This is a genomic window from Protofrankia symbiont of Coriaria ruscifolia, from assembly GCF_900634745.1.
GTDB classification, from domain to species: Bacteria; Actinomycetota; Actinomycetes; order Frankiales; family Frankiaceae; genus Protofrankia; species Protofrankia californiensis.
This window is the reverse complement of the sequence record NZ_CAAAFR010000074.1, coordinates 1-12,017: the sequence shown is the minus strand read 5'-3', so window position 1 is coordinate 12,017 and position 12,017 is coordinate 1. Positions and strand designations below refer to the sequence as shown.

The following is a 12,017-nucleotide window of genomic DNA, read 5'->3' as shown; positions in this document are numbered from 1 at the left end:
CCGAGCTGGCCGAGCTGGCCGAGCTGGCCGAGCTGGCGCAGGGTCAGTACGCACGGCTCGCCGGCTTCGCGGGCCAGGGCCAGGATGCGGCCGGTGGTGGTGGCCGCGCCCCCGGGCAGGCCCAGGCACAGCACCGTGGCGGACAGCTCGTCACGGTGGACGCCGACCGCGGCCCACGCGGCGCGGCGTTCGGCGGCGGAACCGTCGCCGGCGGGCGGCGCTCCCCGCAGCACCCTGGCCGCAGCGAGGGACAGGGTCGCCAGCGGCCGGGTGTCGTCGAGGGCGTGCGCGTCCCCGGTGGCCGTCGCGGCCAGCCGGCCCAGCGCCACACCCGTCGAGGGCAGCGCGTCGAGCACCCGCAGCAGGCCGGCGACGAGCGCCGCCGCCGCGTCGGCGTCACCGGCGGTCAGGCGGCGCAGCATGCCGGTGGCGTCCAGCCAGGACCGCCAGGCGGTGAACTCGGGACGCCGCGTGACCAGGGCGTCCAGCGGGGCGTGCACCCGCGACCACAGCGCGGCCTCGGCGGCGGCCCGCGCCGCTCGGTCGGGGACCTCGCCGACGAGGAGGCGCACCGCCGCGGCGAGGCCGTCCGGCGCGGCGCCGCTGGTCCGCAGCATCGTGTCGATCTCGTCCAGCGAGACCGTCAGGGAGGTGCCCGCGCCGGCCCGCCGGCCCAGCAGCCGTTCGGCCGCCCGCCGCTGATCGTGGCTGGCTCGGGCAAGGGTGACCATCCCGGTCAACGGCCAGCCGAGCTCCATCCTGCGCCGCACCCGGTCCAGCAGCCAGGCGGTGTGCTCACCACCGAGCAGCCGCCGCAGGCGTGGGACGTCCCCGAACTGATCCATCTGCCCCCGCCCGGTCATTCAAACGGCCATCATTCGAACGGCAGGCTGTCCAGCGGGAGGCTGCCGCCGTCGGCCGGGGCGGGCACCGGGGCCGGCTGGGGCAGGTAGGGGACCGGCCGTTCGACCTGCACACGCTCCCGGCCGTCCCAGCGCCAGGGGGTGACGAGAACGGCGTCGATGTCCTCCCGGCGAGCGAGCTGCGCGATCGCCAGGCCCGGGACCTGCGGGTAGCAGCCCCACTCGCGTTCGCTGGTCATCACCACGTCCAGGTCGAACGCGGCGAGCAGGCCCAGGCACTTGGCCCGCGAGTCGTCGTCCACCCCGGCGAACGCCTCGTCCAGCGCGACCAGACGGGGAGCACTCGGGTTGCCCGAGGAACTGTAGAACGACGATGCGGCGGCGAACAGCGGCACGGAGGCGGCAAGCACCCGCTCACCGCCGGACGCCGGCCCGGTGGCCGACCGCCACTGGCCGTCCTGATAGCGCTGGATGGCGAACTCGTGCCACAGCCGGTAGTCCAGGGCACGGGTCAGCTGCTCGGCCCAGCCACCGGAGGTGTCGTTGGTGTGCTCGCGGTTGATCTCCTCCTGGAGGAAAGCGCCGACCGCGGCCCGGTCCGCCGCGCTCCAGGCGTCCGCGGTCTGCCGCAGCAACCGGTCACGCACCCGGCCGAGCCCGTCGGGAGCGGTCCGGGCGGCCCGCCACTGCAGCCGCAGCCGCATCCCGGTGGACGTGGGACGCTCGGCAAGGTCGCCGTTGATCGCCCTGACCTGCTCCTCCGCACCGGTGATCAACTCCTGGAGGGTTCCGGCCACCTCGTTGACGAGATGGTTCTCCAGGATCTCGCGTTCCTTCGCGGACAGCAGCATCGCCCGTTGCCCGGTCTCCGTCTCCAGCGCGGCGACCAGGGTCGCAATGGCCTGCTTACGCCCCTGGAACAACACGTCCACCACGATGATGCCGTCACGCACGGTCATCCCGACCGAATGGCCGTGCCGGGACAGCGCGTCGGTGAGCACCTTGTGCTCGGCCGAGACACGCTGCTGGATCAGCTCCCAGCGACGGCCGGTGTCGTCGACCCCGTCGAGGGCGGCGTTGACGGCGCGCGCGAGCACGATGGCCGGCGTCGGCGCCCACTGGTCGGCCGGGTCCGGGATCTCCAGGTCGGGCACGGCGATCTCGAGCAGCCCGGTGGTGGCGAAGGCCCGCAGGTCGGCGATTGCCTGGTCGCGTTCGGCGGCGGCGGTGGTGATCGACGTGCGTAGCGTCTCGCGCCGGCCCTCGGCCCTGCCGCGTGCGTCGAGCGCATCCCGTTCGGCGCGGCGGGCCGCCTGCTCGTCGGTGTCGCAGCGGGCCAGGTCGGCGGCGACCGCGTCGAGCTTGCGGTACAGCTCCTCGACCCCGGCGCCGGCCGTCTCGACCAGGACGCGGTGGCGTTCGGCCGCGGTGTCGGCCTGGGCATCGGCCAGCTCGGACGCCTGGCGGGCCTGTTCGCGGTGCTCCACCGCGAGGTCGAGCTCGCGTTCGGCCTCGCCGACGGCCTGACGGGCCCGGTCCAGCGCCTGCGCCGCCGGCCACAGCCCGGCCAGCGCCACCCGGTAGTCGCCCACGGCGTTGCGGAGGGCCGCCAGCTCGGCGGCGTCCGTGGGCAGGCCGACGTCGGAGGCGAACTCGGTGGCCGCTGCCCGCGCCGCGCGGGCCGTCACCTCCCGGTCGGCGACGATGGTGGTCGCCTCGTCGTGGCGGGCATCGACGCGCTGCTTGGCCTCGTGCTCGGCGGCACGTTTGACGTGGGCCTCGCGCAGTTCGCTGTCGGTCGGCTGCGCCTGATGCTCGACGGCCAGCGCGCGCTGGCCGTCGACCAGCTCGGCGGCGATCGCGGCGAGCTCGTCCAACCGTTGCCCGACCGCGGCCAGCTCGGCCCGGACCATCTCCAGCCGGGTCCGCCGGGCCGCCTCGCGGGCGCCCTCGCCGATATAGCCGGCGGATTCCTTGTGCCAGGAGCCGGTCAGTATCCCGTTGCCGAAACGGCCGTCGACGCTGACCCACGTTGTGGCCCACGTTGCGACGCGATCGCCGTCCGTCCCGGCGCCGGCAGCGCCCGGCCCGGCACCAATGGTACTCCAATCGACACTGATGGTATCCGGACCAGCACCGATGGTATCCGGATCGGCACCACCCGGGTTGGCGGGGCCCGCGGGGCTCAGAGCGCCCAGGCCGATCGTGGCCAGCACGGCGGCGACCACCGTGTCGGTGAGCGCGGACGCGAAGGGATCGGCGCGGTCGATCGCCGGGGCCAGCACCGCGCCGAGCCCGCCGTCCGGCACGGGCCGACCGGCGCAGGCCAGGACGTCGTCGGTGACCGGATCGCGCAGGAAACCGTCCGGGGTGATCCACGCGTCGAGGATCCCGGCTGCCTCCAGGGCTGCCTCGATGCCCGCTCGGTGCCCCTCGGGCACGCCGTCGACGAAGTCGACGACCTTCCACAGCGCGGCGCCGGCCCGGCCGTCGCGGGTACGGGCGTCCCGGGTGTAGGGCGTCGGCGGCGCGTCGTGGCCGCCGGCCTCCAGACGGGCGATCTCCTCGTTGAGCCGGTCGCGTTCGCCGTCGGCCGCCGCACGTTCGGCGTCGACCTGGGCCTGCCGGCGGCCGAGTGCGGTGGTGGCCTGCCGAGCCGCCTCGTCCACGGCCGTCGTCACCGGGTTCGGGCCGTCGAGGGTCTCCACCCAGGCTTCCGTAGCGGCCAGCGTCCCGTCGACGCCTGCGACCTGTAGCAGCGTCGTACCGGTCAGGTAGCGTACGTACGCTTCGAGGAGTTCGGCGCCCCGCCGGATGATCAGTTCGTCGGCCACGGCGATCCGGTCCGCGGCGGCCTGGCGCTCGGCGGTGATGCGGTCCAGCTCGTCGCGGGCCGTCCGCAGGGCGTTCTCGGCCGCCCGCGCCGCCGCCAGCAGTCCGTCCAGGCGGGCGACGGCGCTGCCCTGCCTGTCGACGAGCGCGGCGCCCGCGCCGACAGCGATCGGATAGGGCGGTTGATCGCTGTCCAGATCGGCCAGCACCGCGGCGTGCCGGTCGGTGATCCGGGCCGTCTCGGCCGCCCGCGCCGCCGTGGACAGCGCGACGCGGAAGGCCTCCGCGTCCGTGTCAGCGGTCCGCCGGGCGCCGGTGAGCCGGGTCCGCCGGCGCCCGACGGCCTCGTCCGCGGACGCGCTGTCGGTTCTGCGGCCCGCGGCGAACCGGGCCAGCCGCTCGGCCTCGGCGCCCGCGGTCCGCAGCGCCTCGGCATCGCGCATCTCCGGGCTGTCCTGCAACGCCGTCCGCCGTACTGTCAACGCGGCCTTGGCCGCAGCCAGCTCCGCAAGACGTTGCTGCGCGGTGGCCAACGCCTCGGTCGCCTCCCGGTGCGCGCCGTCGGCCTCACCGAGTTCCCGGCCGAACTGTTCGTAGCGGCTGTGTGCCTGCCGCGGCGGCGCGGCGGCGCGTTTCGCGGCGACGGCGGCGTAACGGCGATAGTGGGTCAGGAAGGCGTCCGCCGCGGTCTTTGCCTCGGCAAGGCCGCGCAGCGCCTCCCGTTCCTCGTCCAGGCCGCGGAAGGCCTCGGCCACGGTGGCCACCAGCGCGGGATCCAACGGCGGCAACGCCTCGGTCAGCGCCCGGGAGAGCAGCTTTTCGTCGGGTTTCTTGGACAGTTGCGGCTGACGCAGCTGGATCAGCAGATTGACCAGCGCCTCGTAGCGCTGCCCGCCGAGGCCGAACAGCGCCTCGTCCACGGCGCGGCGGTAGTCAGATGCCGTGTCATACACCATGCCGTACCCGTCGACGGCCTCCTTGAGCTTGTCCCGGGTCAACGCCACCCTGGTCGGGCCCACCAGGGACAGCTGTGGGCCGATCCGCTGCCTGGTGACGAAGAACCAGTGCCGCGCGATGCCACGCCCGGCCACCGCCTTGAGGCCGACGCCGATCGTCCGGTACTCGGCGGCACCGTCCTCGCGTACCCGTCCGAACTCCAGCCAGGTGTATCCCAGGCGCTCGGAGTGCGGATGCCTGCCGCCGAGCAGCAGGTTCCACTCCATCCGCTTGTTGCGGTCGCCGTCCGGCTCGACGCGGTGCGCGGCCAGTTCACCGTCCAGCAGGAATGGCAGGGTCAGTGCGAGCACCTTCGACTTGCCGGTGCCGTTGTTGCCCCGCAGCAGCAGCCGGCCGTCGTGGAAGTGGAACTCCTCGACGTCGTAGTAGAACAGGTCCACCAGGCCGGTGCGCAGCGGCTGCCACCGTTGCCGGTGCGGCGTAGGTGTCCCGGTGCTCACGTGCGGGTCACCTTTCTGTCAGCTCTGTCAGAGGTTCTGTTCCCCGAGCCGCCTGTCGAGCCGGCGCGGACGGTACGCCTGGTACGGACCGCTGGACCGGTGCGGATCGTCGGCGCCTCGATCGCGTACCGCGCGATCGCGGGCCGGGCGAGCACCATCGGCTGGTCACCCGGGACGTCGACGACCAACCGCAGCGCCCGCAGCTTGTCCAGGGCCACGGCGAGCAGTTCGGCATCGGCTCCCGGCTCGGTGACGCCACGTCGCCAGTAGGCGGCGTGTTCGACCGCCATCTTCCTGACGTGGGCGCGCAGCCGGGCAGTCGGTACCGGTTCGCCACGGCCGGCCCTGGCCGCGAGGTACTCGGCGACGAGCAGGGTGACATGGCCGTCGGTGCGTTGTTCGGGCATCCGCACGTCGGTCAGCTCGTCGTCGGGGTCGACCATGGCGATGCCTTCGGCGCGCATCTCGGCGACCAGACCGGTGGCCTCCTCGATCCGCCGGGTGATCGCGTGGCGCTGGCTGGTCAGGTAGGCGCGCTCGTCCTCGGCGAGCTCGTCGTAGTAGACAACCGGATCATCCAGGAGCCGGCGGGTCAACCGGTGGCGCAGGGCCCGGTTACGCAGGTCGTCGGTGTCGGCCACCGGCTCGTGGGTCAGCTCGGCCAACCGCTGGTCGAAATCGGTGGCATGGACGGTGGACGGTCCCCGGACACCGGTCAGCATCGACGCCAATATCCGGCGACGCACGTCGTACAGCACGTCACCGGTGTCGGTCAGGTAGGCGTCCTCGTCGCCGGCGACCCGTTCGAGCACCCCGAGAGTGAGCAGCAAGCGGACCACCGCGACCAGGTCGGAGCGCTCGTCCCGGCGGCTGAGGGTGAACGTGACACCGGCGTTGGCCAGCTCCGGTTCGCTGGCCGCGACGATGATCCCCTCGGCCAGCCGACCGAGGGTGATCTGCGCGTCGGCCGTCTCCAACACCACCAGCGCAAGACAGAGCAGCACGTAACGGCGGCGCCCGAACGGTGCCCTGCCCCTGCCCTCCCGCGCCGGATGCGTGCCGTCCAGGTCAGTTGGCCCCGTTTTGAACAGCCGGGCCGACTCGGCGTCGACGACCAGCCGCCAGCCGGTCTCCACGGCGAGCCATTCGCGCAGCTCCGTGGCGTTGCGGCGGACCAGCCTCAGCGCGTCGTCGTCCGCGCCGGCGGTCAGCAGGGGTTTGGCCAGCAGCGTGCGCAGCGCCTTACGCCGTTGCACCCGGCTCTCCTCGGTGGATGCGTCTCCCGTCACACCAATTCCCAGACCCCGCGCCGTGCCGCGGTCAAATCGATGATCTCGACGAGGTGTTCCGGACCGTGCAGCACCCCGTCACAGGTCTCGATCCGCACGAGGCCCCCGCCGGGGACGAGCGACAGCCGGATCTCCATGCTGCCGTCGCTGGTGGTGGTCTTCACCTCGGTCTCGCCCGGCAGCCGGGCCGCGAGTGCGTCCCCCAGGACGCTGAGGAACAGCCGGAACGCCTGCCGGTCGAGCACGTCGAGTTCGGAGAGCAGGACCGAACCTGCGGTGGCCAGCCGTTGTCGGGCGGCCGCGACCTGTTCGGCCTCCCAGGCGGCCTGCTCCTGGAGGAAGCGACGCTGCTCGGCGCGGTCCGCGACCCGGTTGGGCTGCCCACGCCGTTCGTAGAACCCGGTCTTGCGCAGCTGCGGACTGATCCGCACCGGTGGCGCCTGCTGCCACGGCGTAGCCGGCGCCGGCTCGTCCTCGTGCCAGGCCGCCAAGGTCTCCTGGGTGACTGTCAGGTGCCGGGCCGAGGTGAGGCCGAACGCGGCCCGCCACAGTCGGTGGGCTGCCGCGTCGTCCGGTGCCTCGGCGAACCAGCGGCTGAGGGTCCGGAAGTCCGCCGACCGGTCCGAGCGCCCGGAACGGCGCTCGTTGAGCGCGGCCACGGTGTCGATGAGCTGGGTGATCGCCGTGACGGCCGCGCCGCGCAGCAGCCGGGCCTGGGAGGGATGGCGCGAGTCGGCGGACAGGAACCAGTCCCGCAGGCCGCGCCACCGGTTGCGCCAGGCGCCCAGGGACGCCGCGATCGCGGCATCATAGGCGGCAGGTGCGTCTGTACCAAAGGCAGAACGTTCCCCGGTACCCGTGACAACGCCACCATTGTCACTACTGCCAGTAGTGTCACTACTGGCAGTAGCACTGCCGCCGGTACCGGCGTTGGTGTCGTCGGGCAGATCCGGCACGACGTCGGCGGCCTCCCGCCGGGCGGCGATCATCAACAGGCGATCCACCCCGACCGCCTCGATCCGGCCGAGCAGGGTGGCGATCTCCGCGCCCCGATTGGCCAGGTCGGCGATGAACCTGTTGATGTAGTCGATGAGCCGCTGCTTGTAGGCGACGAAGGCGTCCACGTTCCCGTCGGCGAAATCGATGACCCGACGCAGCGACGCCATGAACGCCTGCGCGTTGTCGGCGAGCCCGGTGAAACGTTCGGCCAGCGCCAACAACAACAGGTGCACCTTTGCCGGGTCGAGATCGGCCGCGTCCGCCGCGACCATTTCAGCCAACGCGCGCAGTTGAGCGGCGATGTCCTCCAACGCCACCGACTGCAGGGCGCCCTTACGGCCGATCGCCTCCTCATAGACGGCGATCGCCTCCTCGGCCGCCTGCCCGGCCGCGGTCAGCTGATACAGGTACCGGGCCCGGTGGAAGTCCTCCACCGTGACCACCCGGCTGGTGTCCGGATCGGCCCGCAGGTTTCCCCACTCGACCAGCTTCTCCAATGCCACGACCACCGGCTCGGTCTCCCCCGATCGCCCCAGATCCGCGCTCACGTCCTCGGGCCGCATGTGCACGATGAACCGGTCCCGCGCCCGCGCGAACGTCGTCAACACGTCCCGGTAAAAGGGGGCATTCGGTGCGCTCAGATGCGCGAACGGCTGCCTGGGCACGTCGTTCGTCGCCGTCTCGTCGGTCCGCGTACCAGTCGCCACACGGACCAGTATTACGAACCATGCGCTGCCCACGAAACGCGGGTATTAGATTACAATCAGTAGTGCACCGGATGCCGCTCCGGTAAGGTCCCTGCGACAGCCAGGTCCCAGTGCCTGCCGGCCAGGACGTCGATGATTCGGGAGCTCAGCCTTCCGGCACAGAGGAGATCCACGGCCGGCTCGCAACCAACCGGCTCATGGAAGAGTCCCACGTCCTCCAAATCACCACGCCCAGACGCACGACACGACAACGGGATGATCTTAGAAGGGTGGGGACGTCGACGCTCTCTCGGAGCGGCCCGGGGACCTGGCCTCCGGCATCGTGAGAACCGCGCCACCGCGGGTCCTGCGGGCTGAGTGCGGTTCGGTGACCGGCCCGGGCCCGGCCCCGGACGTCACCGCCGCCGTGATGGACGACGCCGCTGGCAGCACGCCGGCGTGCTGCCAGCGGCTTGTTGACGAAAAACGTTACGGAACGTCACCGAGGTTAAGATCGATCAAAACGTCCTCGTCTGCCGTGTAAGGGTCGGCGTGCGGTTCAGTTCGACGATGCCGTGCCGGCCAGTGCGGCGAGGTGGCGGTTGATGTCGTCGCGGTCGAAGGGCGTGGGCTCTTCCGGATACTCGGGGTTCCAGTCCTCTACGGGAGCGTCACCGCGACCGGTCAGGCAGGTCGGGTACACCGCCGCCGCATCGGCGTCCACGATCTTCTCCAGGGTGATCGTGTGTTCCCACCAGTCACCGAAGTCGTACACGTAGGTCAGTGCGGCTCCCTCCCTGGGGAGCACCCGGGACAGCCGCACCGCGTCCTCGTCACCGCAGTCGTCCAGCTCGTGGTAAGGGTCGGCGTAGCGGGCACCGTCGGCGGTGAACGCATGCAGATGGTCGTCACCCCAGCCGAGAACAACCCGCATGATCTCGTGTAGATCACCGAGGGTGACGCTCGCCGGCACCAGCAGGCGTCGCCACACCGGCGGCCGGACCCGCGAAAGCACGATCTTCACCTGGAACACGCGGGGACGGCGACCGGATGCGACAAAGCCGGCCACCGCCTCACGCAGGACGGCCTCGTCGGGGTGCCCGCTGGGCTGTAAAGCCGCCTGCCCGCTGTGTTCGTCCGCTTCGTGGTAGTAGTCGTACACCTCGTGGTAGGCGGCCTCGGCGCCGTCGCGGGCCAACGCGACCAGGGCGTACTCGGTGGCCAGCCAGTGGCGCTGGGCGTCGTCGGGCGGCAGGCGCAGGCGGTAGGCGGCGAGGACGGTTCGCGCGTGGGCAGCCAGCTCGGGTACGTCGCCGACCGCCTGCCAGGCCGGCAACGCCTGATCGCCCAGGCTGACGACGGCGTCCACGGCGGCGACCCGCTGCACGGGCGTGGCTGTCGCGGCGGCCCGCAGCAGCTCGCCGGCCACCGTGACCACCGGCCGGTTGCCACGCCAGCGCGACACCAACGCCCAGCCCTCGTCCTCGCCGACCTCGGCCAACCGGGTGAGCAGCGCCTCGGCGGGAAGGTCGGGTGTGACCGACTCGGCGGAACGCGCCCGCAGCTGCTCCCCGGCCCAGCGACCCAACGGTGTCAGGCGTGGACCGTCCACGACGGCACCGAACTCGGTGAGGACGGCCAGCGCCGCATCCACGGGCATCACACTGCCGCGAAACGCCTGGAACATCGCGCTGGCTTCGCCGAGGTCAGCGTCATCGAGCAGGTGACGCACGGCGCCTTCGATCCGGTCGCGGGCCGGCGGCGGATCAGCGGCCAACGCGGTGAGCACCGTCCGGCATGCCACAACCGCCCCACGCCGACCGCGGTCATGCGACTCACCCCGCAGGACCGCGTCCAAGCCGGCCAGCCACGCCCGCAGCGGATCATGATCGGTGCCCGGCCCGGCCACCGCCCGGTCGGCGTCGAGCACCAGCAGCCCGGCCTCCTGCGCAACCACCCACGGATGGTGCAGCTCTTCGACGTCGGCGGCGGATCGTACGCGGGCTGGAACATCAATACCGATCGCCTTCCCCGCCCCGGCGACATCGGCACGCCGTAGCACGCCTTTCGCCGTCACCTGCCTACCCGCCCCGACCCAGCCGGCAAGGCCACGGGCACGAACCATGACGGGACACCGTTGCGCAAGAAGAGACAGGTCAACGCTCACCTGCAGGATCATAGGAGCGGCCCCGCACGAGTTCCACGCGAGCCCGCCACCGGACGGGCGGATGCGATCGGCCAGTGGCCGGGTTGTCGACGCTCGTGCGCAGCCGGGTCGACGCCGGCTGCTGCAAGCACGTCTGGAGCGACGACCCCGCCCGCAACGTCTACCTGATGGTGGCGCATGTGATCCCGGGTTGCTGCGGGAGGCGATGGCAGTGCGCGGCGGCCTTGGTCTCGACAGCTACGACCGGTTCTTCCCGAGCCAGGACTATCTCCCAGTGGCTGGTGAAGGGCTGGGTAACCTGATCGCGTTGCCGCTACAGAAGGAATGCCGGATCCGTGGGACGACCGTATTCGTCGACCCGAACACGTTCACGCCCTTCGACGATCAGTGGGAATTCCTCTGGCGCGGTCAGGCCGGCTTACCCTCACCGACGTGCAGCGGCTGGTCGCCGAGCTGTGCCCGGTCGCGGTCGGCCCGGACGCTCGCTGGTTCCGCCCCTCACTGTCCGATGAACCGGCGCCACCGAAGACGATCCATGCCGAGTGGGGCGGGGGATGCTCGCGGTACGCCCGACCCACGACCCGCCTTAAGCAGATAGGGAAATCGCTACGGGGATAATGCTAGGAGAAGGCGCGGGTGAATGCGGCGTAGGTAGGTGTGCCGGGCTGCCGGTCGAGGACAGCGAACACCACATGGTCGAACCATTGACTGTGGTGGAGGTGTGCGGCGAATGCGGCGGCAACGGCGGCCGGTTCGTTACCGAAGACGCCGCAGCCCCAGGCGCCGAGGATCAGGTGGCGGTGTCCGTGGTGGGCGGCCACGGCCAGCACGCGGGCGGCACGCCGGTGTAGGACGGTCGCGATGGTGGCGGCGCGTTCGGGCTGGTGGTGCAGGACCGCGGTCCGGTTGGGAGCGGCGGCGGTCAGGAACGACACCGGATAGGGCGTGGCCAGCAGGTCGCCGGCGTCGTCGCGGAACACCGGCACGGCCGGTGAGTAGATCACCCGATCGCTGTAGGTGAGGTCCGGATGGGCGTGATGGTGGGCGTAGAACGGCGGTACGGCGCTCAGGCAGGCGTAGAGCGCGGAGGAGCGGGCGAGGCTTTCCTCCTGGGCCTGGGCGCCGGTGCGGAATCCTCCGCCGGGGTGGCGGGCGGAGGCGAACACCAGGCAGGCCACGTCGCCACCGAGGCTGCGGGCCGCGGACAGGCTCGACTCGTTGGTCACCTCGATCGTGGGTGCCGCCGGTGCGCTGGTTGCCGGTACGGGCAGGACGTCGTCAGGCAGGTGCAGCCGGGTGCCGGCAACCGCCCGGGCGATGTCGCTGCCGATGGCTACTTCCCGGTCTGCGTGGTAGCGGCCCTGCTCGATGATGGTCATCGTGTCGCGGGCGATGGTGCGTAGCCGACTATTCACAATCCCAGCATTGTCCGCTCCCCGCAGGGCTCCGGCGTGATGTCTGATTGTCCATTTCGTCAGGCGGTCAGTCCGTGCAGGTAGAGGGCGTCGGCGGGGGTGATGTGGTCGCGGCGGCCTTCGGGGATGTACAGGTAGCCGGCGTCCTTTAGCGCGGCGACGACGGCGGCTCGGAGGGTGGCGAGGTTGACCGGGCCGTGACCGGTGCGGCTGGTGGAGGCGTCCTCTCCGAAGGAGACGTCACGCACGTGGTGATGCACTTCGATCGTCCATCCATCCACTCACGGCCCGACCCGAGATCACCCGCCC

Annotated in this window: 8 protein-coding genes; 1 reads left to right on the top strand and 7 read right to left on the bottom strand. The window is 71.7% G+C overall.

Annotated features, from left to right (window positions below; translation table 11 throughout):
• The 5 genes from CV1CTNOD_RS10480 to CV1CTNOD_RS10460 all read right to left on the bottom strand — a co-directional run.
• Window positions 1–845: TIGR02679 domain-containing protein (locus CV1CTNOD_RS10480; protein ID WP_242606575.1), on the bottom strand; the 845-nt coding region annotated here is incomplete at its 3' end.
• Between the two features lie 29 nt (window positions 846–874).
• Window positions 875–5,152, bottom strand: coding sequence for a TIGR02680 family protein (locus CV1CTNOD_RS10475; protein WP_131785924.1), 4,278 nt, complete (start codon window positions 5,150–5,152; stop codon window positions 875–877).
• On the bottom strand, window positions 5,149–6,447 hold the full coding sequence (locus CV1CTNOD_RS10470; protein WP_431607098.1) for a TIGR02678 family protein: 1,299 nt from the start codon (window positions 6,445–6,447) through the stop codon (window positions 5,149–5,151). The genes CV1CTNOD_RS10475 and CV1CTNOD_RS10470 overlap by 4 nt, the downstream gene beginning before the upstream one ends.
• Window positions 6,438–8,147: a TIGR02677 family protein gene (locus tag CV1CTNOD_RS10465; protein WP_131785922.1), complete on the bottom strand. Its 1,710-nt coding sequence runs from the start codon at window positions 8,145–8,147 to the stop codon at window positions 6,438–6,440. Before CV1CTNOD_RS10465 ends, CV1CTNOD_RS10470 begins: the two co-directional genes overlap by 10 nt.
• Before the next feature lie 538 nt (window positions 8,148–8,685).
• Entirely contained in the window at window positions 8,686–10,251 is a 1,566-nt protein-coding gene (locus tag CV1CTNOD_RS10460; protein WP_131785921.1) for a plasmid pRiA4b ORF-3 family protein, read from the bottom strand.
• Between CV1CTNOD_RS10460 and CV1CTNOD_RS28235 the strand changes: the two genes are divergently transcribed.
• Window positions 10,250–10,891 (top strand): TOTE conflict system archaeo-eukaryotic primase domain-containing protein, encoded by a 642-nt coding sequence (locus tag CV1CTNOD_RS28235; RefSeq protein WP_431607097.1) that lies wholly within the window; start codon window positions 10,250–10,252, stop codon window positions 10,889–10,891. The two genes, CV1CTNOD_RS10460 and CV1CTNOD_RS28235, sit on opposite strands and share 2 nt — an antisense overlap.
• A gap of 22 nt (window positions 10,892–10,913) precedes the next feature.
• Here the strand turns inward: CV1CTNOD_RS28235 and CV1CTNOD_RS10455 are convergent, their stop codons facing one another.
• The gene (locus CV1CTNOD_RS10455) at window positions 10,914–11,708 is read right to left on the bottom strand and encodes a TIGR02452 family protein (RefSeq protein ID WP_131785920.1); all 795 of its coding nucleotides are present in this window, start codon (window positions 11,706–11,708) and stop codon (window positions 10,914–10,916) included.
• A gap of 59 nt (window positions 11,709–11,767) precedes the next feature.
• Entirely contained in the window at window positions 11,768–11,956 is a 189-nt protein-coding gene (locus CV1CTNOD_RS10450; protein ID WP_165485432.1) for a hypothetical protein, read from the bottom strand.
• Window positions 11,957–12,017 lie beyond the last annotated feature (61 nt).